Origin of the sequence: Candidatus Thiodiazotropha endoloripes (genome assembly GCF_001708965.1) — a bacterium.
Classification (GTDB): Bacteria; Pseudomonadota; Gammaproteobacteria; order Chromatiales; family Chromatiaceae; genus Thiodiazotropha; species Thiodiazotropha endoloripes.
This window is the reverse complement of record NZ_LVJW01000003.1, coordinates 1605013-1630653: the sequence shown is the minus strand read 5'-3', so window position 1 is coordinate 1630653 and position 25641 is coordinate 1605013. Positions and strand designations below refer to the sequence as shown.

Here is a 25641-nt window from a genome sequence, read left to right as displayed (position 1 = left end):
AAAGATTCTATCCGGTTTTTGCACTTATAACGACTCATACCAGGAATGAATCGAATAAGGTTTTCTGCCCCGGTTTTTTAAACCCACATCTGCCACTATTCTGGCATGCCCTCCCTGTTTTGTCCTGGCACTGACTTCGATACGAAACACTTTGCTTTGTGAGCTTCCCCCACCCTGGGAGAGGTCAAGATCCGCCAATTCACTATCCAGTTGATCCAGAGCCTCGGTCAGTTCTGAGCCAGATTGATCGCTCGAGGTCAACAGGGCTGTCAGTTGCTGGGAGGCATAGCGGAAATCCACAGTGGCGGCATCAGAATTGAGTGTGACATAGGGACGCAGACGATTCACCCGGGCGGCATCAAAGCCCATCACATAGGCCAGCTCTTCAAGGCTGGTCAGATCTTTGCCAGCGGTGGTGTAATCATACCCTGCGGCACGGTAATCCTTGTCTTCCGCACCATTCAGTCTTCTGAGGTCATCCGCATCCCGCCAGTCATTGAGCCGGTCGACCAAGGCCTCCCTCTCTTCTGGATTATCTGAAATCAGCACAAACAATCTGTTCAACTGGTCACCGGAAGCCTTGTTAAGATCCAACAGGCCGGAAGCATTCCGTATTGATATCTCCAGATCCCCCTGGGATGTCTGCAACGGATAGAGCTGACCGTTGAAATTCCATCGTTGCTGTGGACTGATAACCATCAATTCCATCACCGCACGACTGAAGCCGCTCTCGGCCAATAGCTTTGCCTGCAAGGCATCCTTTGCATTACCCGCAAGCCTGCTTTCAACTTTCGATTGGGTGGAAAAACTGGCCGCAATAATGGTCAGCAAGGCAACCAGCCAAAGCACCAGAATCAGCGCAACACCGCGATTGTGCCGGGAAGCAGCAAAACTTCCTTTGACTCTTCTGCTGTTATGAGCGGTTTGCCGGGTCATGAGTCGTTGCGCCTTATTCTCACAATCTTTTCATGGGGAATAGTCATGCCCATCTCAGTAAAACTGATTTTCACCAGCTCGGGATAGTTGTTATTGAGTGGCTCCCATCGATCGGTCCATTCCGCTTCGTTGCGATTGGGCAGAAATCCGAAAAAACTGAATTCGACATGCTCCAGACCGGACAGGAGTATGCGCCTGCGCCCCTCTTGAGGCAGAACAAACTGACTCTGCTTCGGATTGTGTGGGGTGTAGTGAAGCAGCAGCATCCTGCCTTGTTCGAAGTCATCTTCCAGAGAGAGGCGATATTCAAACAATCCGCCTGGCTGATACTGCTGTGGAGCCGGAGCTATAAACTGAACCTGCTGGGCATCACCCATGAAGGCCAACAGGCGGGCACGATTTTTTTGTTGCCAAGTCAGGGGAATGATATTGCGGATGATCTGCTCCACTCTCGCTGTGGTAAGCAACTCCGCCAGTTGTCTGTCGCTGCTATCCGAGACCCGCTCCCAACCTTTGATATTCAGGAACAACATGGAGACAGAGGTGGTGGTAATGACCGTCAGCAGCAGCAAGGCGATCATGATCTCCAGCAGTGTAAAGCCACCACAGCGGTGGTATTGATCTAGCCTGACTCGAAAAGCGGAATGACCAACTTCAGGGTTTGTCACGAATCACCCCGATTCGAGTAAAGGACAATTCCCGGGTACCGCCAGGGGCATCCCAGCTGATCTTCAAACTCTCCTCGATCCCAATCAATGGCAGTGCCACAAGTTTCGCATCGTTCCAACTGTAGGGCTGGCGCAGGTAGGTCCAGGTATAGGTATCCAGATCGACCCCCTGTTCACTGTAGCTGTCCGTATCGACCTCCGCACTCATCTGCTCAAGCCGGGATTGAGCAATAGCGACAGCTTCAAAATAGTGTGAGGCAACCTGATGATTTCTTACCGCACCGGAGTTAATTCGCAGAATGACACTCATCGTCATGGCGAGAATGACGAAGGCCACCAGCACTTCGATCAGTGACATTCCCTCAGACTTTGAATGACGCATCTTCGTTAAAATCACTGCTGTCGAGTATCTCTACCCGGCTGGTCAACCAGTCCACGGTAATGACAAAGCCTCGTGTCTTGTTACCGAGGCGGATTAACCCACCACTTGAACTGCCATCGGGATAGAAGTGCAGGACCAGAATCTGTTCACGGCTTACACTAGCATCTGCAATAAAACTGATCCCCTCTGGCAGCTGTCTGACTGCGCCCTGATTTACCAGATCACTTTGATACTGATCGGTCTGCAGCTGAAAACTGATCTTCGATTCGCTACCGGAAATGATTGCGGATTGTTGTACAAAGCGAATCTCCTGAACCAGATCCCTGGCGGCGGCCTTCAACTTCAGTGCCGGAAAAGCTTTATGCATCAACGGTGGTGTCAGGGTGAACATCATCGCCATCAATACCAGCACCAGCATCATTTCGATCAGTGTGAAACCCCGGCTTTGAAAAATTAATCTACTCATAGGGCAACCAGTGAGTTAACCCCCAGGATGGCCACCAGGATGGACATCACAACACCGGCAATGATCAAACCGAGCACTAGAATCATCACCGGTTCAACCAGGCTGAGCGCCCGCTTGATCAGCGTCTGGGTCTCCATATCGAGGATCTCTGCGGTCTGCATCAACATCGGTTCCAACTGACCCGACTCTTCACCAACCCGGATCATCTGCAGGGCAAATTGAGGAAACTGAGCATATTCGGCCAGTGGATCGGCCAGTCTCTGACCGGAGCGCAGATTCTTGATGACCTGATCCATCCCATCGGCAATCACAAAATTACCGATGGTATCCTTAACGATCGCCACAGATTTCAACAAAGGTACGCCATTTTCCAAAAGCGTCCCCAAGGTTCTGCAGAAGCGGGCCGCTTCCACCTGCTTGACGATTGGTCCAATCACTCCCAGGTTGAGTAATCGAGCATGCCAGCGTTTTGCCGACCGTCTACGACTCATCTGCCACTTGAAAAAGAAAACCACCAGGATCACCCCCAGGGCCAGCACCCAGCCATAATCCTGCAGAAAAGTCGCAAGACCCATGGTGATCTGTGTGGAGAGAGGCAGCGCCTCCCCCATGTCCATGAACAGTTCACTGAACTGGGGAATAACGTAGGTCAGCAGGATCAGGATCGATGTGATGGCGACAAATAACAGGATCGCCGGATAGATCAGTGCTGAAATCAGTGAACTTCTGACCTCCTGGGCCTGTTCCATATGAACCGAGAGTCTTGAGAGCACACTCTCCAGAGCACCACCTGCTTCGCCGGCCCGTACCATCTGAATATAAAAGTTACTGAATACCCCCTCCTCCTTGGCCAGGGCATCGGCGAACGAGTGACCGCTCTTCAGGCTGTCCCGAATACTCATCAGGTGCTGGCTGAACAGGGAGTCGTCTCCGGAGATCGAAACGAGGATACCAAGCGCTGAATCGAGGGGTTGCCCGGAGTGCAGCAGTGTCGACAATTCACGCGTAAAGGCGACCACCTGACTCTGGGCAATCTTTTTGCGTTTAAAAAGCTTGCGGGAGGTTTGATGACTCTTCTGCTGACTCTCTTCTACACGGATTGGCACCTGACCATTGAGGTGTATCTGGTTCACCGCGTGTTCCCGGCTTACCGCTTCGAGCACCCCTTCTATGATCTCACCATCCGATGAAACTGCTTTATAGAGAAAAGAGGCCATCAACTCTCCTGGGTGACTCTTAATACTTCTTCCAGTGTGGTAATGCCCCGGGCCACTTTATGCAGACCATCCTCATACATGGATTTCGCCCCTTCCTGTTTGGCGCAGGCTGCCAGGGCATGTTTGTCTTTGCCCTGCAGTATCAGAGACTGCATCGCTTCACTCAGCTCAATCATCTCAATAATTGCACTTCGCCCACGATAGCCACTGCCATCACATTGATCACAGCCGACAGCATTGTATAAGGTAGGTGACTCCTGGATAGCGGCAAAACGGGCAAGAATCTCCGCCGGCGGCGTATAGGACTGCTTGCAATGGGGACAAAGATTACGCACCAGTCGTTGGGCGACAACCGCATTCACAGTCGAGGTAAGCAGGAATGCCTCGATCCCCATATCGAGAAACCGGGTGATACTGCCGGCGGCATCATTGGTGTGCAGGGATGAAAGCACGAGATGTCCGGTCAGTGCAGACTGCACCGCTATCTTGGCGGTCTCCTGATCACGGATCTCACCGATCATGATCACATCCGGATCCTGTCGTACGATAGACCGCAAAGCCTCACTGAAGCCGAGCCCGATACTCGATTTCACCTGTATCTGGTTGACGCCCTCGATATTGTATTCAACCGGATCCTCAACAGTAAGGATCTTTCTTTCAGGGCGGTTGAGATAGTTCAGCGCGGCATACAAAGAGGTGGTTTTACCACTGCCGGTGGGCCCGGTTACGACGACGATGCCGTGGGGACGATCGAGAATTTCCAGCAGGCGCTGCTCGGTAGCGCTCTCAAAACCAAGGCTGGCAAAATCCAGATTCAGCTCATCCCTTTGCAACAGCCTGAGTACCATACTCTCACCATGCAGTGTCGGTACGGTGGAGACACGCAGATCCAGGGTGGCGCCATGCACACGGATCTTGAAGCGTCCATCCTGGGGCAGACGGCGTTCAGCGATATTCAGGTGGGCCATGATCTTGATACGGGAGATCAGCGCCGGCGCCATATTGATCGATGGGTGTTCTGTTTCACGTAACAGGCCATCGACCCGATAGCGGATCTTCAGCACCTGCTCGAAGGGTTCGATGTGGATATCCGAGGCTTTGCTGGAAACCGCTCTCTGGATGATCTGGTTGACCATCTTGATAACCGGCGCCTCGCTGGCCAGCTCTTTGAGTTGCTCGACATCATCCAGCAGCAACTGGTGCTCAAGTCCATCCCCTTCCTCGGCTGAACTGCTCTTCTGCAGCTCATTGAAATGCTCCTGGATGGTCTCATCGATCTCACTGGCGATACCGGTAAGCAGTTTTACTGACTTGCCACTGATCAGCTCCAGGGCTTCGACGACAAAGCGATCACTGGGATCGACCATGATCGCCAGAATGTGCTCTTCCTGATCGTCGAACACCACCAGTCGGTGCTGTTTCAGAAAGTTGGCGGAGATGTTCTCACTCAGATGGGCCAGTTCCGGATAGTCTTTCCGCTCGGCCAGAGGCACACTGCAGATTTCCGCCAGAGCCTGGGCCAGATCACGATCGGAAATCAGCCCCAGTTGCAGCAGAATATTGCCGATCGACTCGTCGCTTTGCTGACTCTCCTTCAGACGTACCGCCCGATCCGCATCCGCCATGCCCAAACGCCCGGAAGCCACCAGTGCAACACAGATAGGCTGACTGGTATAGACCGGTTCCAGTTGATCAGGATCGTCTGCCGAGAGGGTTTCGTTATTGATGCTGCGACTCGTTGTATTCATCCCATGCCTGTGTTCGGACTGCAGAAAATTTGACACTCATTGTATCGCTACCGTCTAGTGTAGCGTAACAATGGGATAGATCCTTGAGCGCCACATTACAAACGCCAGACAGCGGGGATAAATAGGCAGTTGCCCTGGGTATCTGCTGAATCTTAACCTCGAGATCTGTCGGCAGACAATTCAAGGCCATGAGCCCTGTTCATGGATCGCTTACTGCACCGCCCGACGCCGGTAGAAGTCATCCTGAAACAGTGTGGCTTCTTTGATTTTCTCTCTCAGTTCCTGGGAGATATCGAAGGCTTCCTGCGGATTCCGTACCACTTTTGGTGTCAGGGTGATTATCAGTTCTGTACGGCTGATATCCTTTGTCGTACTGCTGAACAGACTGCCAAGCAGCGGAATATGCATCAAACCGGGGATACCGGCCTGGCCACTGCTGGTGTTCTCTCTGATCAAGCCACCAAGCACCACGGTTTGACCGTCATGGACCACAACCGTACTCTCAATTGTCCGTTGTGAAATTGCCACATTGCCGCCACCGCCGATCGCTGGTGCCGAGCCGGGTGTACTCACTTCCTGGCTGACTTCCAGAGTGACCATGCCACCCTCGTTGATACGGGGTGTGATCTGCAACAGGGTACCGGTATCCCGGAACTGAACCTCAGAGACGATCGGTGCGTTAGGATCTGTGGTGCTCTGTGAAGAGCGGGTAACGATCGGAATCTGATCACCAACCCGGAAACTGGCGGTCTGGTTATCGATCACCATGATCTGCGGGGCAGAGAGGAACTTGACCGAAGACTCATTCTCCAGAATATCGAAAAACACCTTCAGATCATCCAGGCTGTTGAACAGCCCCAGGGCAAATCCATCGCCACCAACGTTGTCGGGCAGTGGCGAGCCCAGACCACCCTGGTAGGGACGCCCACCACCGGTGGAACCGTTGAAGAACCAGCGCACACCGTAGCTGAGGTTGTCAGACAGCTGCACTTCGGCGATGGTCGCCTCGATCATCACCTGTTTGGGGGCCACATCGAGCCGGGTGATGGTTGCTTTGATCTTCTGGTAATCCTTGGGGCTGGCCATAACCAGGATCGCATTGTTGTCTGGATCGGCGATGATCGTCGCGGTCGATGCGGCACCGCCCCCAGGTTTCGTGGTCTCGGATCGATCAGCGGATGGATCATCGGCGGCAGCCAGCGTCGGCTGATCCTTGGTCAAGGCGGCTTCCCGATCCGCATTGCTGTTTTTCAGATCGATACCGGTGGTTGTCGGTGAGCGTACATTGGAACGCAGCAATGGATCACTGTGGCTGAGAGGACCGGCGGAATCGGTTGCAGCCACCTCATTGCCGAATATGCTCTGCAGGATGGCGGCGATATTTTCCGCTTTGCCGTTTTTCAGATGGTGAACATAGAGCCTGCGGTCAGGCGACTTGTCACTCCCCTGATCGAATTGAGCAATCAGACGTCGTGCCTCGTCGATATATCTGGGCTGTTGACTGATCACCATCACCGCACCCAGCCGTTCAACCGGGATCAACTTGATCATATTACCCAGGGGTGAGGCATCACCATCCCCGAGAATATTTTTCAACTCATCGGTGAGGGTCTTCGCATCGGTGTATTTCAGTGGGATCAGACCGAAGGACATCCCGCTCAGCCAATCCACATCGAACATCTTGATGGTTTGCAGCAGATTGTTGATCTTCTGGTAAGAGCCGCTGATGATCATCAGATTTCTGCCTGGATCGATACGAATCTGTTCCGATTTCGTGGTGAACGATTCGAGAATCTTTTTCATCTCCACAGCAGAGATGTATTTCAGTGGAACGATCTGTACGCCCTGACCCGCACGCATTTTTGCCTGGCCCTGTCCTACTGAGGGTTTCATTGCCATGCCTTTGAGATCAGCTGCGGGAAGAATCTTGTAGAGGGCACCATTACGCACCATCACCGCACCGTTCATCTGCAGGATATTCTCCAGAATCGGCAATACGGACTCTGTAGTGACCGGATAGGTGGTGTGGATGGTGACTTTTCCCTGAACCTTATCGTCGATCAGATAGTTTTCACGCAGAATCTCTTCGAAGATCACTTTCACCACTTCCCGCAGGTCGACCGCCTCGAAGTTCAGGGTGATGTCCCCTTTCGCAGGTTGACTCTGTGATCTCGCCTGAGCCTTACGGTTGATGAACTCACCGCTGCCCTCACGGACAAAAAACTCCGGTTCCCGTTTCACCTCCTGGGAAAGCACCAGCTCATTCTGATCACCAGCACTTGAGGTGGACAGTTCGGGACGTTGCTGATTGTAGTAAGTCACCCCATTACCTTCGGCAGACTCATCCACCTTGGGTTGCTGGGCGCAGGAAGCCAGTAGCATTGTCATAACTGCTGACAGCAAAACTACCGAAAATCTGTTAAATCTGTTACCCATTGGCTTTCCTGTGATCAATTCCTAAACTATCGCAACTATTCGTAAATCTGAATTCTGCAGCCATTCAATGCAAATGCACAGCAGCAGAATCAACTCAATCCATTGCCTCCGACCTGATCAGAAATCTCCTTACACTATCTCAGCAGAAATCAGAGAATAGTATGATTGATGGGAGGGTGTATTTGCATATGGGGTAACTCCTTACCTTTGATGCATAAATACCCTACCAAGACAGCTACTGTCCAGGGTGATCCTTAAATCGACAATATTCAACAATTACAGTACCTTAAGAACCAAGTCTGATAAACTAGGAAGCCCATTCACTGCACCCAAGGTAGTAATAGACCTCATCCACTGGTAGTAGTAGTCAGCATATCGCCCGATATGTACAGAGAATATAGTTAATTCACTGTCAGTATGAACCTTATATAACAGGTATCCACGCATTCGAGGAATTAATCGTCTTTTGTGGCGAACCAGGCATGCTAAACCGATTTACAACCGCTGTAGTTCTGGCGGCACTCACCATCTACCAACCGATGCTCTTCGCAGCGGCGGCACTGACCGCAGACGCTGAAAAGCTGGTTTCGGATGCGACAAGACTCGATCGGGTACCTGTGATTGTTCGGTTTGCTAAAGAATACAGCATCAGCGAGCTGAAAGAGCAGCACCAGAAATCCGAGCAATTTCGCAGCCGCAAAGAGAGCCGAACGCTGAAACGCAAGCAGTTTCGTCAAAACGTCTTCAGCAGCCTGCAACAACAAACCCGGGAAGCCTCAGCCAGGTTGTCCGAGCTGCTCAGAAAGCATGGCGTAAAAACAAGGCTGAAATCTCTCTGGACAATCAATGGCATCGCTTTGGATGTCCCCCCCGAGATGATCGATGCGATCTCGGCACTGCCCGGGGTCGAGCGGGTAACCGCTGACATGCGCCTGACCATGAATACCCCGGAAGTGGAGGATGTTGACAGTCAGCCCCAGTGGAATATCGAGAAGCTCAATGCGGCGAGACTCTGGGAACGGGAGATTCGGGGAGAAGGGGTCGTTGTCGGGATCATGGATTCCGGTGTCGATGTGAATCATCCGGATCTGGCTGACCGCTGGCGAGGTGGTGACAACAGCTGGTTCGATCCCTACTATGGTGATCAGCAGTTGCCAATCGACCTGGTAGGACATGGTACACAGGCACTCGGCTTGATCCTCGCTGGTGATGAGAGCGGCTATCAGGTCGGGATGGCCCCTGAAGCAAAATGGATCGCTGCACGAATCTTTGATAATGCGAATCAGACCACTCTCAGCGCCATCCATCTGGCTTTTCAGTGGTTGCTCGATCCCGATGGGGACCCACTGACTGATGACGCCCCTCACCTGGTCAACAACTCCTGGGGGTTCGCCAACACCATCAACCAGTGTTATCAGGAGTTTGATGAGGATATTCGGCTGTTACGGGAAGCCGGTATCGGGGTGGTATTTTCTGCAGGCAATTATGGTCCGTTTGCAGAGACCAGTATCAGTCCGGCCAACAACTCAGGTTCGCTTTCGGTTGGTGCGATCGATCTGCTGGATGAGATCGAGTTTCAAAGCAGTCGAGGCCCCAACGCCTGTGATGGCGGAATCTACCCGAAACTGGTGGCGCCTGGCTCACAAGTCTATACCACCGATCGACTGCCGGTTGCCTATAACGTGGTTTCCGGTACCTCTTTCGCAGCCCCGCACATTACCGGCGCCCTGGCGCTGCTCAAGAGCGCCTTTCCCGACACCCCGATCTCGCAGATTGAGACCGCACTCTACGACAGTGCAGTCGATCTTGGCGAAACTGGAGTCGACGATCAATATGGTTATGGCCTGGCCGATGTCTCAGCCGCCTATGATCTGCTGTTGAGCAATTCGGGCTCCGCTGATGAAAGCTTGCTGATATTCAATGAAAGCCAATACTCAGTCGATGAAAACACTTCCCGTTTGATCGTTACCGTCAGACGGGTGGGCAGCAGTGAAGGTGAAGTCTCCGTTGAATTCACCACCAGTGATGATGACGCCGTAGCCGGCAGTGATTATCTCAGTCAGTCCGGCAGATTGACCTTTGCGGATGGGGAGACACTGCGCACAATTGAAATACCGATTATCAATGACCGGGACGACGAAGAGAATGAAGCTTTTCAGATAGTGTTGAGCGATGTCAGGGGTGATGCCGCTCTCGGGCATCAGGATGAGGTTGAGGTAGTCATTCTGGATGATGATGGTGCCGGCACTGTTGCATTCAGCTCCGTCTCTGTAGCGGTTAACGAATCCCGTGGTGAGGCTCTTGTCAGTCTGGTTCGTACAGATGGCACAGCAGGAACGATCGAAGTCGGCTACCGGACAGTTGCTGATACGGCACTGGCAGAAGTTGATTTTGTCGAGACTGAGTCGACGGTACGGTTCCTACCGGGAGAGACTGAAAAGCAGATCTCCATCGAACTGATCGACGATGATCTTTTCGAAGAGAGCGAACGATTTCAGCTCATGATCACAGAGTTGGATGGTGATGCGGATATTGGATCGCCGGCGTCAACAACCATCTCTATCCTGAATGATGATCCTGACACCAATTTTGCGACCATATCACTGGAGTCCGTCAGCTACGAAGTCAGAGAGAATGCCGGTCAACTCAGGGTGACTCTATTTCGTGAGGGTAATCTCGATATCGATGCCACCGTTGAGTACAACACTCTGAACGGCTCAGCCAATGCGAATGAGGACTATCATGCAATCAGTGGTACCTTGACCTTTGCGGCAGGATTCAGCCGTCGAACCCTGACGATCGATATCATCAATGATACGATTTATGAACAAGAGAGCAGTTTTACTTTGATACTCTCCAACGCAGGTGGCGGTGCAGTGATTTCCGATCCGAGCACAGCCATTATCCGCATCATCGATGATGATGCCCTGCCCTTTGTTTCCATTCAATCCCCGACACCAAGTTCAACCATTGGCTCATCCAATAGCTCTCAGTTTGGTCAGCAGAGCAGTTCTGGTCGCCAGGAAAACAGAGGCTCCGGAGAGAGCGGTTCCTCCGGTCTCCAGGTATTCGAGATCAATCTGCGAAAGTATGGACGCGCAAGAGCCGAGGAGCAGCGGGAGAGGATGGCCAATATGGATGCCGAGTCAAAGCAAAAGGCCGATCAAAAATCATCTTGTGGATCTGCTGAAGATCAAGCCAATTGCAAGGCAGCCGCCGAGAGCAGTGAACAGACGGAAGAGCTTGATGTCAGCATGCCGGAGGATACGGCTGGTGATGAACCCCCATCCGATCAATCCAGTGAGTCAGAAACGGAATCACAAACTGAAAATTCTGCCAGCCCACCAGCCGAAACAGAACCAGCCACTGTAGAAAGTGAGCAGTCCTGAATGGTGTCTTAAGCCAAACCGCAGGAATCACCCTCGGCTGAATTGTGTCCCAGTATGAACTGGAGTGGATATCAGGTCTGCAGGCCTTGCGGATGTGAATGTCTCTGTTTCTGAAACAATCCCCAGGCATGTAACAGATTAAGTGAGATCAGCAAAGGAACCAACATCCCCGGCGCAAGTATCATCGGATATTCAAAGATAAAGACAAACCCGGGTTCATTCATCCAATAGCTCATGATCAGAAAGGTGGGGAAAAATATCAGTGAAAACCCGATCAGATGCCAGACGATCAGCAGACGTACATTGATCTCTCGATTGAACATCAACAAGCCAATGAGCAGAGCGGACAAACCAAAAAGGAAATCCGGAACTCCGATCCAGAAGACGTAGTCAGAGCCAATCTCACCATTCAATCCTTTGACAATGCCACCGATTGCGCCAAGCCGCAGTGCCTGGATCAGTACTAACCATTGAGCCGGTGTATGGGTGGCAATCTTAAGCAAGCCTGAGCGCAAATCAGCAGAGAGGAAAATTGCTGTAATCCAGATCCCTACAGGTACGAATGCCTGCCATAACAGAGGTATTGTGGCGATAAGCGAGACATGCTGATCCCCAAGCGCCAACAGTGCAACCGATACACTCCAGAGGATAAATGCGAGCAGTAGCAAGAGAATCTTTCGCTCAACAGCTTTTGCGATAATCTCATTTTTCGAAGCCTGTCTGACTATCAGAAAGCAGAAGAGGAAAACAATCGCAAGATAGATGGGTACTATCGAAAGATTCATGTCGATCACCATGGTAGGTTAAGCCGATAACTCATTGAGTGTCTTGCAGTATCGTCAGAGCAGTTTCCATCTGTAGTTTAAGATCTCTCTTCTTATTACCGCTGGCAGCCAACATCAGTAGTGTTCTGAACTCATTGATCAAAAACCTGGCAAGGACTTCAGTATCAGCACGGCTGTCAAGCTGCTGTAAGTTCACGGCCCGATCCAGACATGCCTTCATCGTATCAGCTGTCTCATCAAAAAAAGCTTTGACCATACTGCTGAACTCCTGATCCTGTACACCAAGCTCCATGCCGGTATTGGCCATCAAACAACCATATTGAAAGCCCTTTTTGGTTAATTTTGTCGGTAGCGCTGTAAAGAATGAGAGAACTTCCGGTAAGGCGGCATACGGCTTTCTCAATGGCCGCTGGATATCCTTTTTTCTGTCCTCGGCATACTGATTCAGGACCGCTTTGAACAACGCTCGCTTTGAACCGAACGTGGCATAGATACCATATTTGGCCACACCGGATCGCTTGATCAACTCATCAACCGAAGCATCACAATAGCCCTTTTCCCAAAACAGCAGAATCGCCGTTTGCAATAACTCCTCTTCGCTGAACTCTTTGTGTCTTGGCATTATTTCATACTATTCAGTCTGATATTATTTCAGACTAGTTAGTCTGTTTTATTTTGTCAAGTAGCGTAACTGAGTTGCAAAAGATGTTGCAGTAGAAAAAGTTTATAAAAAAATGGGGTATGACTGAGTTGGAGTCACAAATAGGGACTATTGATACAGAGTATCAGTGATTAAATTTTCCACTTTTCAGAAAGATAATGGTTTGAGTTGCAACCACTTTGTTGTAACGCATCATGGAATGTCCGGATGGTACGGCTATGAAATCCTGCATATTTCGAAGCTTGGTCGATTCCACTGAAACCAATCCGTCATCGAGACCGGGTATCAACTCTTCATTATCAGATTCCCTGACCCCGGCAATGATACCAACTGGATAATCGGGCTCAGGCAAGGTATTTGGAAAACTCTCTTTAGTGGTTCCGAGTGATAATGCAGCCTGACCGGCTAACTGTCCCCACCATTTCTGATTTGCATAGTCAGCCACCTCAGAGCCCTGGTTTGGTGTTCCGATTAATACCACTCTACCCAGATTCTGTATCTGATTATGCTCCAGATAGGCCCGTATCAGTAAGCCTCCCAGAGAGTGACCGACCAAATGAACCCGGTTGTTGATCGACTTGCAGCACTCATTAATCTGATTCGTGATATTCCCAATGATCTGTTGAGATGTTTGATTGAACGAGGCATAGTCAATGGCTTCCACATGGAAGCCCGCCTCTTCGAGTCTCTGCTTTAACAGCCACATTGCCGTATTACTGCGGGCCAGGCCATGCAACAGTACAACGACCTCCTTTTCACCTGGCTCACTGGACTCAGCCTGGTTTTCCCAGGCTGGCACCAATAAGAGAATTATCAGTGAAAAAAATGTCAAAAGGATCAGTTTTTGTCTCATATTTCCATCAATGTTTGTGGTATTTACTGAAACCGTTCTCTGAACAGCCCTGGACTGACACCCTTCCATGTACTGTAGGCGCGAATAAATGAGTTGGGTTCCTGAAACCCCAGCATAAAAGAGATTTCTCCTAATGAGAGATGGGATTTTTTCAGGTAGTGATCTGCCAGTTCAGATCGTACATTCTGCAGTACCGATTGATAGGTCTCGGCTTCATCATTCAGTTTTCGTTGCAAGGTCCGTTTACTCATGGCAAGCCGTTGAGCGACAGACTCAATTGAACTCTCACCAATGGGGAGCGCCTCAAGAAGGACCGATTTAACCCGTTGTGTGAAACTGGCGGAAGCATCCAGGTCTTTCAAACGTTGATTCAACTTACCTTCAAAAAATGACCAGATAGAAGCATTTGAAGTTAGAAACGGCATCGCTGCATCTTTCGCACTGAAACTGATTGCGACTTCTTTAGCAGATTTCAATCGACAACCGAAATAGTCCACGTAGGGCTGAAGATTTTCAGGCAATATGGGTAGCTGCACAGCCAATGGTCTGATCTCGGAACGGGTAGCGATACGAGCCAATTGGGTGAAAAACACCAGTTCGGTTATACCTAACGAACTTGGCATATTCTCTTCATGTCCATAGCACTCAATCGACAGTCGTGTCTGCTTGGGTGAGATCTCGATGCTCAGTATCATTGGGCCGATCAGCGGCTTGTACTCTTTCAGTCGTTTCAAAGCCGTATTCAGGTCCGGGCTGCAGATAGAGGCGAAGATTGCCGGATCAAACGACTCGACACTCAGATGCTTGGCAAGCAGCAGTGCGATGCTTTGCTCGCCGACAATCACTTCGAGACTACGCCAGAATTGGTAGTACTGGGCCGGAGTAAGGGTCGCATCTTCCCTGTTGAACAGATCAGCAGGCAGATTTGCATGTTTCAGTACAGCAGACATATCAACCTGCATGTCCCTGAATAAGATCGCCCAACTCGGGGAGACAGTAAAATTACTGGCGCGTTTCATGACGTGGTTTTTGCCTCAACAGGTTGTACTTTTTTCTCCATTCCCTGGCGGGATATTTTCAGTACCAGCTTTCTCGGTAATAGGGGAATAATCCAGTTCAACATCAGATCCAGGCCCTTTTCATTGATTGCAACAAGCTGACCTTTCTGCATAGCCCGATATCCATATTCTGCCACCGATTCAGCGGACTTGGCATTTTTCCATACATCAACCCCCTCCAGATTACCGGCTTTGACAAATCCTGTATCCACCGCACCGGGACACAAGGCGGTTGCGGTGACCTGATATTCGGCCACCTCCTCCGCAATGGCCTGGGTAAACGAAGTCACGTACGCCTTGCTGGCATAGTAGACAGCCTGAAGCGGACCGGGAATAAAGGACGCTGTGGATGAAACATTCAGGATGCGTCCTCGTTGGCGTGCCACCATACCTTGCAGATAGAGGTGAGTCAGATTGGTCAAACTGACCATATTCACCTGCATCATTTTCTGCTCTGCTGCCAGTTCCCGCTCATGGAAAAGGCCATGACCGCCAAACCCCGCATTGTTGATCAGGGTATCCACAACGATGCCGAGTTCTTCGGTACGCTTGTAAATATCATACGCGGCGTCAGGATCGGAAAGGTCCGCAACGATGACAGTGACCTTGATCCCTTGTTCAGACTCCAGTTCACTCTTCAATGTTTCAAGTTTATTACCTGACCTGGCCACCAGCACCAGGTTACCGCCTTTGTCTGCATGAATCCGGGCAAGCGCTTTACCGATACCGCTGGATGCCCCTGTGATCAAAGCTGTATTCGTCTGTGTCATGAGTCGTCTCCTCTGTTATTCAGGTTGATGTAAACAGTCTAGATATTCGGAAGACGACACACACTGGCAGAAGATGACAGATAACTATCCATTCATGCCATCCAATAAAACGAATCTTCTATCCGTTCTTTCCGGTCCCTTTCAAAAAGCCCGCTGCACAGCATGGAAAAAACGATCCACCCGGCCACTTACATATCGTCACAAACTATCTATACTCATGGTGCAGAATCACCACCTGGAACAAACCATGACCGACATCACCACCCTACTCGGCTCTGAGGCGGAACAGCTGTTGAGCCACCAATGCGAGACCATACACCAATCCATGCTGCATCTTCCCGGTGCGGATTATGTGGACAGGGTTGTCGCCGACAAGGAGCTCAAACCCGGAGTACTGCGTAGCTTGCAGAGCCTCTTCAATACCGGTCGAATGGCAGGTAGTGGCTACCTCTCGATACTGCCGGTTGACCAGGGAGTTGAGCATTCGGGTGGTGCCTCCTTCGCACCGAATCCCATCTATTTCGATCCTTCAAAGATTGTCGAACTGGCCATCGAGGGGGGCTGCAATGCTGTCGCCTCAACCTTGGGGGTGCTGAGTTCGGTGTCACGGCGCTATGCCCACAAGATTCCCTTTCTGGTCAAGCTGAACCACAATGAAATGCTCACCTATCCGGCCATCTATGACCAGACCCTGTTCGCATCTGTGGAACAGGCATTCGATATGGGGGCGGTGGCGGTTGGCGCCACAATCTACTACGGCTCCCCGGAGTCGCGCCGCCAGATCATGGAGATCTCAGAAGCGTTTCAACAGGCTCATGAACTGGGCATGGTGACCGTACTCTGGGCCTATTTGAGAAACAGCGCCTTCAAGGTGGACGGAGTGGATCATCACTCTGCGGCAGACCTCACAGGTCAGGCCAACCATCTGGCAGCCACCATTGGGGCGGATATCGTTAAGCAGAAACAGGCCGAAGGCAATAAGGGGTATCTGGCGGTTAAATTCGGCAAGACTCACGACAAGGTCTACAGTGACCTCACCTCGGAGCACCCCATCGATCTGGTGCGATATCAAGTGGCCAACTGTTATATGGGACGCGCCGGCTTGATCAACTCCGGCGGTGCCTCCTCGGGCCAGGGGGACCTGGCACAGGCTGTACGTACTGCGGTGATCAACAAGCGGGCCGGTGGCATGGGCATGATCTCAGGGCGCAAGGCGTTCCAAAGACCTATGAGTGAAGGTGTGTCCCTGCTTAACAGCATTCAGGATGTCTACCTCGATAACAGCATTACCATCGCCTGAGCTGGTCTATAAGCTGCTGTCGAGGATATTTTGAAACCTCTGGATAAACTCCGGATTGGTTAGAATCGTCGCGTGTCCGGCATTGAATCCGTATAACCGTGTTGCTTCAGCCTGCAACGACAAAGGAATCTGACTCTCCAGATCAACCACCCCATCATCACTATCACCCCCCTGATAGGAGAACACCAGGTGATAAGGTATCTCCTCTGGCCAGGGCCAACCCCTGATAAGGGTGAGGAACTCACTGTTCTGTGCAATATCCCGCCAAGAGGGAATGACAATCGGTGACGACCGGGCACCAAATTTGGCACTCGCCATCCCATCCATGGGACTGTTGATGGTCATGGTCAAGCCGATCACTGGATGATGTTCACTCTCGGTATATTTCTTAACCGTTGAGCGCATCACCAGTCCACCCATGCTGTGGGCTATCAAATAGAAATTGTCGAACGGATACTGACTCTCCAGCTGATTGATGCTTTTCACCAGATAGTCGCTGACGATGTCCAATCGCAAACCGCTTGGATAGTGGAGTACCCAGGGTTGAAAGCGTTGGCTGTCCAGGCTTTTTGCCAAATCGGCGAACTCCAGGGGTGTCCCGCCAGCGCCATGTATGAAAATCACAGGGATCCGCTTCGCCTCCGGTGAGCTGAGCATATAGAGTCCGATACCTACCTGATCGATGAAAGAGATCGGCTTCCACAATCCCAGTGAACCGATCTCACGGGAGAATCTGGGATCATCCAGTGAGGCAACTTCACCGGTATGGTCCTGTTCAATTTCAAAAGAGATATTGTCCCGGTTTATTTTTTTGGCAATCGGGCCCTTGAGTATCAGCGTATCCAGTTCCACATGGTTACTTGGCTGCAGCACCACCGGCGTGGCATTGAACAGATCACTACCACCATACAGGGTCGCCGGTTCGGTTTGCTGATAGAGACTATCCCGGTTGGTATCCTGAAAAGCAGCGACATAGTAGCTACCTTCCTCTGCGTAGAAACGAAACTCCCCGTCCCCCTGCAAGATATACTTACGTTCCAGCTCCGGTGCGAAATCCTGTTTGGTAAAAAGCAGAATCGTCACCGGCGCATCACTGCCACTCTCGATCACGACACGACCGGAGATGGTCCCGGCCTTATTCACACCCTCGCTCTGTTGTGAGATCTCCAACAGTGAACAGCCACTGCTCATGATGCTCAGAAGCAGTATCGTAAACAGTGTGCTCAACAGTGAATACGGAATGGTTGTCCGATCTAATAAACCGAGGATATTAAGGGTTTTTACAAGCTTCATTGTGCTGTCACCAGCTGTCTATTTTTATTGATTGGCGTTAAAGTTAAGCTAAAGCTGAACCTGTGGGGTCATACGCGAGACTAAGTGTTAATTATTGGATTCCCATTGGAATCAAAAATCCACGCTTGATCGATTTAGCAGACAATTTTGTACCCCAGCGATCGCCACGACTCGGGCCATATGCCGTCATCGACCCACAGATTCAGGTTAAACCAAGAATATAAAAAGTCCAGCCTGCTGGGCCTATTCAGCTGGAGTGCAAGCTAACTATGTATCAGTCCAATCGTACCGTCTTCGGGTTAGCCCTGGTCTGTCTCTCTCTCAGTGGTTGCAGTGAACCCCCTGTCACCATTCAGACCGACGCGGTCCGTCCGGTAAAGAGTTTTCTGATTGAAACCACAGCCAGCGGTGCAATCCGTACCTTTCCGGCACGAATCGATGCCGGCCGTAAGGCGGAGCTCGCTTTTCGGGTTTCCGGTGTACTCAAGCAAGTGGCGGTCAAAGAGGGGGATCAGGTTCAGGCTGGACAACAGGTCGCTGCCCTCGATCCCACCGATCTGCAGATCGTCTATAACGATCGCAAAGCCAATTTTGACAAGGCCAAGCGCAACTTTACCAGAGCCAAGGAACTGATAAAAAAGGGCAATATTTCGAAGATGGATTTCGATCGACTTGAGGCGGACTTCAAAAGCTCCACGGCCTCCCTGGAGGCTGCCCAGCAGGATCTCAACTACACCAAGCTGACAGCGCCATTCAATGGCACCATCGCCCGGCTCAATATCGAAAACTTTGAAGAGATTCAGGCGAAGCAGTCGATCCTGGTGCTGCAGGATATCTCAGAGCTGGAGGTTAAATTCGATGTACCGGAAAGTCTGCTGCGGGGATTGACCTCCGAGGACCGGGCGAGAGCCAAAGACGACGTCTCGGTCAGTGTCTCGTTTGCCGACATTCCCGGCAGCAGTTTCCCACTGACCTTCCGTGAAATCACCACCCAGGCCGACGCCAAGACCCAGACCTTTCAAATCACCTACACCATGCAAAGAGTGGAGAGTGCCAATATCCTGCCAGGCATGACCGCCAAGGTGACTGTCGATTTCAGCAAATTCGACAGTGGCGGCAGCAGCGTCTTCACTGTACCCGCCAGTGCAATCGTTGGTGACTACAAACTGGATCCTCAAGCCTGGGTGATTGAATCCGAGAGTATGACGGTTCTGCCCCGAACCGTGAAGGTCGGACGCCTGTCGGGCGAAAATATAGAAGTTTTGGAAGGATTGATGCCCGGAGACAGGATCGTCACCGCCGGAACCCCGTTTCTGGTCGAAGGTATGAAGGTGCGGCTGATGCCGGACAAAGAACAGGCGATACAGCGACCTGAAGATCTGAACTACCAATAGCCGGCAACACCAAGCATAGGGGCACACATGAATATCGGGGAATACTCTGTCCGCACACCGGTCATCTCCTGGTTGCTGGTGATCATTCTGGTCGGCGGCGGCCTGCTCAGTTTCGACAAAATGGGTAAGCTGGAAGATCCGGCATTCACCATCAAAAACGCCAAGGTCATCACCCTCTATCCCGGTGCATCCGCCCAGGAGGTGGAGGATGAAGTGACCTATCACATCGAGGATGCCATCCAGCGTCTGGAACAGGTCAAGCGGATCAAGATGTCGATCTCAAGGCCAGGCATGTCCGACATCTCCATCGAGTTCAAGGATAAATACCGGGCCGATGATTTTCCCGATATCTACGATGAGTTGCGACGTAAAATCGTGGACATGAAAAACAAGCTGCCTCCCGGCGCCCAGGATCCGATGGTGATCGACGACTTCGGGGATGTCTACGGTGTCTATCTGGCACTGACCGGACAAGGTTACAGCTGGCGCGATCTGTGGGATTTCGCCGACTACCTCAAGCAGGAACTGGTGCTGGTGCCCGGGATACGCAAAGTCACGATCGGTGGTGAACAGAAGGAGGTGGTGTATGTGGATATCTCCCGCGAACGCCTCGGCGAACTTGGTATCTCACCCTCCAGCATCGCTCAACTGCTTCAATCCCAGAACGCGGTAGTGACCGCCGGACATGGCAATGTACAACATCAACGACTGCGGATCGTTCCCAGTGGTGAACTCACATCAGTGACCGCGATTGGTGACATTCTGGTCGCCTCTGAAGATAAACGACTGATCTATTTGAGGGACATCGCCAGCATCACCCGGGCTTACGCTGAGGTTCCCAGTCAACTCTACTATCTGAACGGCAAACCCGCCCTGACTCTCGGAATCTCCATGCAGTCCGGTGAGAATGTGGTAGCTGTCGGTGAACGGCTCAGCAACAGAGTGATGGAGTTGATACCCAATATTCCCATTGGCATGGAGATCAAAGAGATCTACAACCAGCCACTGGAAGTTGATAAATCGGTCAGTGGATTTCTGGTCAGCGTGGGTCAGGCGGTGGCCATCGTCATCGTCGTTCTGCTGCTGTTTATGGGTTTACGGGTCGGCCTGATCATCGGCGCTGTCTTGCTGATCACAGTGGCGGGAACCCTGCTGTTGATGTACCTTGAGGGTATTGAGCTGCAACGCATTTCACTTGGCGCACTGGTCATCGCCCTGGGCATGCTGGTGGATAATGCCATCGTGGTGGCCGAGGGTATGCTGGTGCGCATGCAGAGCGGCATGCGTGCGACCCAGGCCGCACAAGAGACGGTGGGGAAAACCATCTGGGCACTGCTTGGCGGTACCATCATCGGAATTCTTGCCTTCTCTGCCATCGGTCTTTCCCAGGATAGTACCGGTGAATTCGCCAACTCCCTGTTCTGGGTGATTCTCTACTCGCTGTTACTCTCCTGGGTCACTGCCATCAGCACAACCCCCCTGCTCTGCTCACTGTTGATGAAGCCAGGCTCAACCACTGGAGATCAGGCTGATGATCCCTATGGCAGTGGTGTCTTCAAACTGTTTCGCAATCTGGTGGATCGTGCGATTCGTCTGCGTTGGATCACAGTCAGCATCGTGATCGGTCTGTTCATACTCGCGGTGATCGGATTCGGCAGCGTCAAACAGGCGTTCTTTCCGGAATCCAACACACCCATGTTCTTTGTCGATATCTGGGAGATCGAGGGAACGGATATTCGGGCCACCCGTGAAGATACGCTGCGAATCAATCAGTTTCTGCTGGAGCAGGAAGGTGTGGAACAGACCAGTATCAGCATCGGTGGCGGCCATCAGCGGTTCACACTGGTCTACGACCCCAAGGAGACCTCATCCGTCTACAGCCAGATTATCGTCAAGACCGATAGTCGGGAGCGTATTGCCGAGGTCTGGGACAAAGTCGACCGACATATGAAGCAACACTATCCCTGGACTGACCCGATCATCAAATCCCTGCGGATCGGACCTGGCCGGGACAGCAAGATTGAAGCGCGCTTTCAAGGACCGGACCCAGTCGTCCTGCGCCAACTCTCACAACAGGCCCAGCAGATCATGCGGGCAGATCCGGAAGCTAAGGATATCCGTGATGATTGGCGCCAACCGGTAAAACTGATCCGACCGATTTTCAATGAGCAGGTCGGCCGCCAACTGGGTATCACCCGGGAGAGTCTCGCCTACGCCCTGCAGTATGCGATGGATGGCACCCCTGTGGGTCAGTTCCGGGATGGGATAAGGGTATTGCCGATCTATATGCGAGCCTCAGAAGATGAGCGCAGCGATGTGGGCAACCTGCGGGATATCGTGTTGTGGAGCCCGGTACTCAACCAATCGGTACCTGCGGCCCAGGTGGTTAATGGATTCGAGACGGTTTTCGAAAATCCGCTGATCCGCTCCCGCGACCGGATTCAAACCATCATCGCCCAGTGTAACCCAACCGGTGAACTGGCAACCCCGCTGTTTAACCGTCTTAAGCCGCAGATCGAGTCGATGGAACTGCCCCCTGGCTACAGTTTCAGCTGGGGTGGTGAGTATGAGGATTCAAAGAACGCCCAGGCCGGTCTTGCCAGTTCACTGCCTTTCGGTTTTCTGCTGATGATTCTGGTCAGTATTCTGCTCTTCGGAAAACTGCGCCAACCGCTGATCATCTGGCTTACCGTACCCTTGGCGATCGTCGGCATCACTGCAGGATTGCTCGGTTTCAACGGCGCCTTCGATTTTATGTCCCTGCTTGGAGCGCTCTCACTGATTGGTCTGCTGATCAAGAACGCCATCGTTCTGATTGATGAGATCGATCAGCAGATCGCCAATGGGAAAGCCGGTTATGAAGCGATCCTCGATTCAACGGTGAGTCGTCTACGGCCGGTGGTACTGGCCGCCGCAACCACGATCCTTGGCCTGATCCCATTGTTGCAGGATGTCTTCTTTGTCAACATGTCTCTGACCATCATGGCCGGACTGGGCTTTGCCACCCTGCTGACCCTGCTGTTCGTGCCGACACTCTATGCCATTCTGTTCAAGATTCAACCACCGGCGGAGCGATAGCCAACCACTGAATCTATGCAGAAACAGGCAATACCCGGATTGGAATATTGATGTTCTGGATCCCGGATAGACAAAGTCTATCCGGGCACAAACAACTGAAAACAGTCGCAACAGTGTGCTGTGATTCAGGGGTTTAATGAAGCCTGTTTTATGACTTCACCAGGCAAGGTTTCTGGCGCGGGTGAAAACTGTAATCGTTTAATCGCACTCAATGGAATGATATTCAGATGGCCGTCTGCTTCGATTACCAATCGATCCGCCTTCATAGCATCATTCAATTTACCCATCAGGTCGTAATGGTCTTTCGCCTGTTTTGGAAAAGTGAAAGTCTCGCTTGTACCATCCAGATAGTGAATAACCAGAAATCTACTGGCAGCCATCTCCACCCTCCAACTTAGTGAGTGTTTGATTCAGAAGTCGTGATTTACCGTTTAAGCTTAGTAGGATCATGAAATCGAATCAATATCATTACCAGGCTTGATCGAAATCCGGTTCAGATCGAGATGTCGTGTTACCAAAACTTGACAGTGTCCGATTCCAACCTGTCCTATTAGGAAGCGTTTTATTTGATGCTATAGTGACTGTATTAGGGCCTGTTAACACTAATCCAATGGGCCCTAAGACACTTTTCGGTAATTCACTTTGCGTAAACCCGGCAAATGGGGAAGTGAGCGATTTATCAAAGATCGCTCATTCTCCAACCACTCGAGGTTACTCCATTGAATCGTACGATCTCTCAGTTGCTGCTCTTTGCCATGCTGCTGCCGGTAATATGTCATGCCACGGACTTCAGTCGTCAGTTTGCCCAAGTCGATCCTTCTGTGGTTGTACTTCATACCTACTCCACATCGCCAGTCACTGAAAAAGTGGAGCAAGGCCTGGGCAGCGGCGTCGTCATCAGCCATGAAGGCGATATTCTGACAGCAGCGCATGTCGTCCATACCAGTGACGCCGTTCATGTTGAATTCAAAGATGGCCAGCGTGTGCTTGCCAAAGTCGTCGGTACGGAACCTGCCGCCGATCTTGCGTTACTCAAATTACAAAAGACCCCGGACAATCTGATCGTCGCCAAACTCGGTGATTCCGACAAAGTCAGTATCGGCAATGAGGTATTTGTGATCGGATCACCCTACGGGCTTCACCATACCCTCACCACAGGACACATCAGCGCCAGACACTCTGGTCCTGACCTGGGAAAGCTGTTTCTGCTCGGTGATTTTTTACAAACCGATGCGGCCATCAATAAAGGCAACTCTGGAGGACCGGTTTGCAATCTCGATGGCGAAGTGATCGGCATCGTCAGTTACATTGAGACCACCTCCGGAGGTCACCAGGGTATAGGCTTTGCCGTTACATCCAATACGGCAAGAGCATTGATGCTCGAGAGAAACAACTACTGGAGTGGTCTGAATGGCGTGCCAATCACGGCAGATCTAGCAAAGGCAATCAACTATCCGCTGGACTATGGAATATTGGTACAGAAGATCGCAGAAGGCTCTGCAACCGATCGACTTCAATTACGCGAAGGCACGATTCCGGTAAAAATCAACGACCAGCAACTGTTGCTGGGTGGCGATATCATCGTATCCATTGCTGACATACCCCTGGATGGCCAACTTAGCTTCCAGAAAATAAGAGAAAAAATCGATCGTTTGGAGCCGGGACAACCAATCAACTTTCAAATCTACCGAAACGGGATGCTGGCAGTATTAAGTCTCGAAAAACCCTAATATGCAACTAACAATCGGCTAACCGAATCCTAGCGGGTTGCGTATTCAATAGGACCAGACCGCTTTGACTTCCAGCAACCTTTCAGAAAGCTCTATGACAAAAAACTCACCACCAGAGAGTATGGTTTTCTCCTGCATGGCAACGAAAAATCCGGGCAGTTGCCCATTGTAGTTGAGGTTTTTCTCCTTACTGATGATCTTGGCTTGTAGTTGTAGCAGATCATCGATATTACTTAGAGAGATAATCACTTCACCGTCGATTTTCTCATCGAAGCAGATAGCCTTGAGGGTATCCTTGAACATTCTGTAGAGAATTGATTTCTGGTCCTGGGATATCAACTCTTCATTCACTGATACATCCACCGTGATCTGCACACCGGTGGTAATCGTATGACACTCGGAAACCAGTGAATTCAGAGCCGCCTTAAGGCCAAAATCATCCAGGCTTGGCGGACGTAAATCGAGTGCGACCGCACGGATTTTATGGGCGGCATTCTGCAGGGTGGGTATGATGACTGTGGAGAGCTGATCTGCATCGCTCCTGTCGTCCTGTTTGTCAAATTGCAGGATATATTTTTCCAGCTGCATTTTGACACCGGATAGTGTCTGCACCACATCCTCATGCAACTCAAAGGCGATGCGTTTCTTCTCATCCTCCTGGGCATTGATCATTTTTGCCGTGAGAAATTCAAGCATCGCTTTTTTCTCTCGGGTAATGCGGTTTTGCGCTTCGATAATCCGTTCGGAGCGTTTGATATGCATCAACAGGAAAGTATAGAGAAACAGCATCAATAGCATCGTTACAGACATCACGATGATGATTGCCCGCATCGCATTGCTGACATAGTCACTGATGTCGTAATAGATCTCCATCACGCCCATGACAGGTGAGCTTTCATTGGTACGAATTGGCACATAGGTCTGTACCAGGTTCACATCGTGGTCATTGGAGTTGAAGATACTGAAACTGTCCCGATAGTTTAGAACTGTTCGAGGTGAGCCCGACAGTGCCGAGATAAAACCATCGTTATCCTCGTCATCGTCGTCGTAGGCATCAGCTCTGGAAGAGTAAGCCACTTTGCCTGATCGATCGTACAATTTGACACGGTCCACATTGGTATCCCGTATCATTCTCTGCAAGGCTCGTTCGAGCATCGGCTCCAACGGCATCTCGCCAGGCTTTTTATCATTCAGCTTCATCAGATTCAGGTACATCACAAAATGGTCATTCAGCGTGTACTCTGTAGCGATGGTCAGTGACTCATTACTCTGCTTTGTGGAGTCCTGGATGATGCGGGCAGTTTCATAGCGAAACAGAAAAAGTATGACAATGGCAATCAGGATAATGGCGATAAAACTGATCACGCCAAATCGTTTGGCCAGCTGGTAATCTTCCCTGTATTGAGTTGCGTTGTAGTTGATATTGTTATCCATTAAACAAAGCTCTTTAATTTACAAATATTCACAACGCGTAATC

At 51.1% G+C, this 25641-nt stretch carries 20 protein-coding genes; 5 read left to right on the top strand and 15 right to left on the bottom strand.

What is annotated here, in order from left to right; all coding sequences use genetic code 11:
- Nucleotides 1–24: 24 nt before the first annotated feature.
- The 7 genes from A3193_RS07245 to gspD all read right to left on the bottom strand — a co-directional run bounded on the left by A3193_RS07245 (nucleotide 25) and on the right by gspD (nucleotide 7805).
- Nucleotides 25–936, bottom strand: coding sequence for a type II secretion system minor pseudopilin (locus tag A3193_RS07245; RefSeq protein ID WP_069014410.1), 912 nt, complete (start codon nucleotides 934–936; stop codon nucleotides 25–27).
- Nucleotides 933–1604: a prepilin-type N-terminal cleavage/methylation domain-containing protein gene (locus tag A3193_RS07240; protein WP_071934343.1), complete on the bottom strand. Its 672-nt coding sequence runs from the start codon at nucleotides 1602–1604 to the stop codon at nucleotides 933–935. Before A3193_RS07240 ends, A3193_RS07245 begins: the two co-directional genes overlap by 4 nt.
- A complete protein-coding gene (locus A3193_RS07235; protein ID WP_071934342.1) occupies nucleotides 1591–1986 on the bottom strand; it encodes a type IV pilus modification PilV family protein in 396 nt (131 codons plus the stop codon). Before A3193_RS07235 ends, A3193_RS07240 begins: the two co-directional genes overlap by 14 nt.
- On the bottom strand, nucleotides 1967–2452 hold the full coding sequence (locus A3193_RS07230; protein ID WP_069005548.1) for a prepilin-type N-terminal cleavage/methylation domain-containing protein: 486 nt from the start codon (nucleotides 2450–2452) through the stop codon (nucleotides 1967–1969). The genes A3193_RS07235 and A3193_RS07230 overlap by 20 nt, the downstream gene beginning before the upstream one ends.
- Nucleotides 2449–3669: a type II secretion system F family protein gene (locus tag A3193_RS07225; RefSeq protein WP_069005549.1), complete on the bottom strand. Its 1221-nt coding sequence runs from the start codon at nucleotides 3667–3669 to the stop codon at nucleotides 2449–2451. The genes A3193_RS07230 and A3193_RS07225 overlap by 4 nt, the downstream gene beginning before the upstream one ends.
- Nucleotides 3669–5417, bottom strand: a complete 1749-nt coding sequence (gspE, locus tag A3193_RS07220; RefSeq protein ID WP_083218355.1) for a type II secretion system ATPase GspE — start codon at nucleotides 5415–5417, stop codon at nucleotides 3669–3671. The genes A3193_RS07225 and gspE overlap by 1 nt, the downstream gene beginning before the upstream one ends.
- 210 nt (nucleotides 5418–5627) lie before the next feature.
- Nucleotides 5628–7805: a type II secretion system secretin GspD gene (gspD, locus tag A3193_RS07215; RefSeq protein WP_235614921.1), complete on the bottom strand. Its 2178-nt coding sequence runs from the start codon at nucleotides 7803–7805 to the stop codon at nucleotides 5628–5630.
- A 530-nt stretch (nucleotides 7806–8335) separates the two neighbouring features.
- Between gspD and A3193_RS07210 the strand changes: the two genes are divergently transcribed.
- Nucleotides 8336–11242 carry a Calx-beta domain-containing protein gene (locus A3193_RS07210; protein ID WP_069014408.1) on the top strand — a complete coding sequence of 969 codons (2907 nt, stop codon included), beginning with the start codon at nucleotides 8336–8338 and terminating at the stop codon, nucleotides 11240–11242.
- Nucleotides 11243–11313: 71 nt separating this feature from the next.
- On the opposite strand, the gene A3193_RS07205 is transcribed toward A3193_RS07210, so the two are convergent.
- The 5 genes from A3193_RS07205 to A3193_RS07185 form a co-directional block, all read right to left on the bottom strand.
- Nucleotides 11314–12027, bottom strand: a complete 714-nt coding sequence (locus A3193_RS07205) for a hypothetical protein (protein ID WP_139117006.1) — start codon at nucleotides 12025–12027, stop codon at nucleotides 11314–11316.
- A gap of 31 nt (nucleotides 12028–12058) precedes the next feature.
- Entirely contained in the window at nucleotides 12059–12649 is a 591-nt protein-coding gene (locus A3193_RS07200) for a TetR/AcrR family transcriptional regulator (protein ID WP_069014407.1), read from the bottom strand.
- Nucleotides 12650–12812: 163 nt separating this feature from the next.
- Nucleotides 12813–13487: an alpha/beta fold hydrolase gene (locus A3193_RS07195; protein WP_235614920.1), complete on the bottom strand. Its 675-nt coding sequence runs from the start codon at nucleotides 13485–13487 to the stop codon at nucleotides 12813–12815.
- A 77-nt stretch (nucleotides 13488–13564) separates the two neighbouring features.
- Nucleotides 13565–14491: an AraC family transcriptional regulator gene (locus A3193_RS07190; RefSeq protein ID WP_305782009.1), complete on the bottom strand. Its 927-nt coding sequence runs from the start codon at nucleotides 14489–14491 to the stop codon at nucleotides 13565–13567.
- A 65-nt stretch (nucleotides 14492–14556) separates the two neighbouring features.
- Nucleotides 14557–15369, bottom strand: coding sequence for an SDR family NAD(P)-dependent oxidoreductase (locus A3193_RS07185; protein ID WP_069005555.1), 813 nt, complete (start codon nucleotides 15367–15369; stop codon nucleotides 14557–14559).
- A 247-nt stretch (nucleotides 15370–15616) separates the two neighbouring features.
- On the opposite strand from A3193_RS07185, the gene A3193_RS07180 reads away from it, so the two are divergent.
- Complete coding sequence (locus tag A3193_RS07180) at nucleotides 15617–16669, top strand: class I fructose-bisphosphate aldolase (protein WP_069014405.1); 1053 nt, start codon at nucleotides 15617–15619, stop codon at nucleotides 16667–16669.
- A 6-nt stretch (nucleotides 16670–16675) separates the two neighbouring features.
- Here the strand turns inward: A3193_RS07180 and A3193_RS07175 are convergent, their stop codons facing one another.
- The gene (locus A3193_RS07175) at nucleotides 16676–17962 is read right to left on the bottom strand and encodes an esterase/lipase family protein (protein WP_069014404.1); all 1287 of its coding nucleotides are present in this window, start codon (nucleotides 17960–17962) and stop codon (nucleotides 16676–16678) included.
- Nucleotides 17963–18231: 269 nt separating this feature from the next.
- Between A3193_RS07175 and A3193_RS07170 the strand changes: the two genes are divergently transcribed.
- Together A3193_RS07170 and A3193_RS07165 are read left to right on the top strand one after the other, a co-directional pair.
- Nucleotides 18232–19356 carry an efflux RND transporter periplasmic adaptor subunit gene (locus tag A3193_RS07170; RefSeq protein ID WP_083218357.1) on the top strand — a complete coding sequence of 375 codons (1125 nt, stop codon included), beginning with the start codon at nucleotides 18232–18234 and terminating at the stop codon, nucleotides 19354–19356.
- A 27-nt stretch (nucleotides 19357–19383) separates the two neighbouring features.
- Entirely contained in the window at nucleotides 19384–22434 is a 3051-nt protein-coding gene (locus tag A3193_RS07165) for an efflux RND transporter permease subunit (RefSeq protein ID WP_069005558.1), read from the top strand.
- Between the two features lie 125 nt (nucleotides 22435–22559).
- Here the strand turns inward: A3193_RS07165 and A3193_RS07160 are convergent, their stop codons facing one another.
- Entirely contained in the window at nucleotides 22560–22814 is a 255-nt protein-coding gene (locus tag A3193_RS07160) for a hypothetical protein (RefSeq protein ID WP_069005559.1), read from the bottom strand.
- A gap of 339 nt (nucleotides 22815–23153) precedes the next feature.
- Between A3193_RS07160 and A3193_RS07155 the strand changes: the two genes are divergently transcribed.
- Nucleotides 23154–24164 (top strand): S1C family serine protease, encoded by a 1011-nt coding sequence (locus A3193_RS07155; RefSeq protein WP_069005560.1) that lies wholly within the window; start codon nucleotides 23154–23156, stop codon nucleotides 24162–24164.
- A 45-nt stretch (nucleotides 24165–24209) separates the two neighbouring features.
- Here the strand turns inward: A3193_RS07155 and A3193_RS07150 are convergent, their stop codons facing one another.
- Complete coding sequence (locus tag A3193_RS07150) at nucleotides 24210–25598, bottom strand: sensor histidine kinase (RefSeq protein ID WP_069005561.1); 1389 nt, start codon at nucleotides 25596–25598, stop codon at nucleotides 24210–24212.
- Nucleotides 25599–25641 lie beyond the last annotated feature (43 nt).

Coding starts and splice junctions, on each gene's coding strand:
- A3193_RS07225 (WP_069005549.1), bottom strand. CDS start 3,669: ATGGCCTCTTTTCTCTATAAAGCAGTTTCATCGGATGGTGAGATCATA.
- A3193_RS07180 (WP_069014405.1), top strand. CDS start 15,617: ATGACCGACATCACCACCCTACTCGGCTCTGAGGCGGAACAGCTGTTG.
- A3193_RS07185 (WP_069005555.1), bottom strand. CDS start 15,369: ATGACACAGACGAATACAGCTTTGATCACAGGGGCATCCAGCGGTATC.
- A3193_RS07200 (WP_069014407.1), bottom strand. CDS start 12,649: ATGCCAAGACACAAAGAGTTCAGCGAAGAGGAGTTATTGCAAACGGCG.
- A3193_RS07170 (WP_083218357.1), top strand. CDS start 18,232: ATGTATCAGTCCAATCGTACCGTCTTCGGGTTAGCCCTGGTCTGTCTC.
- gspE (WP_083218355.1), bottom strand. CDS start 5,417: ATGAATACAACGAGTCGCAGCATCAATAACGAAACCCTCTCGGCAGAC.
- A3193_RS07210 (WP_069014408.1), top strand. CDS start 8,336: ATGCTAAACCGATTTACAACCGCTGTAGTTCTGGCGGCACTCACCATC.
- A3193_RS07165 (WP_069005558.1), top strand. CDS start 19,384: ATGAATATCGGGGAATACTCTGTCCGCACACCGGTCATCTCCTGGTTG.
- A3193_RS07150 (WP_069005561.1), bottom strand. CDS start 25,598: ATGGATAACAATATCAACTACAACGCAACTCAATACAGGGAAGATTAC.
- A3193_RS07245 (WP_069014410.1), bottom strand. CDS start 936: ATGACCCGGCAAACCGCTCATAACAGCAGAAGAGTCAAAGGAAGTTTT.
- A3193_RS07205 (WP_139117006.1), bottom strand. CDS start 12,027: ATGAATCTTTCGATAGTACCCATCTATCTTGCGATTGTTTTCCTCTTC.
- A3193_RS07175 (WP_069014404.1), bottom strand. CDS start 17,962: ATGAAGCTTGTAAAAACCCTTAATATCCTCGGTTTATTAGATCGGACA.
- A3193_RS07160 (WP_069005559.1), bottom strand. CDS start 22,814: ATGGCTGCCAGTAGATTTCTGGTTATTCACTATCTGGATGGTACAAGC.
- A3193_RS07190 (WP_305782009.1), bottom strand. CDS start 14,491: ATGTCTGCTGTACTGAAACATGCAAATCTGCCTGCTGATCTGTTCAAC.
- A3193_RS07235 (WP_071934342.1), bottom strand. CDS start 1,986: ATGCGTCATTCAAAGTCTGAGGGAATGTCACTGATCGAAGTGCTGGTG.
- A3193_RS07230 (WP_069005548.1), bottom strand. CDS start 2,452: ATGAGTAGATTAATTTTTCAAAGCCGGGGTTTCACACTGATCGAAATG.
- gspD (WP_235614921.1), bottom strand. CDS start 7,805: ATGACAATGCTACTGGCTTCCTGCGCCCAGCAACCCAAGGTGGATGAG.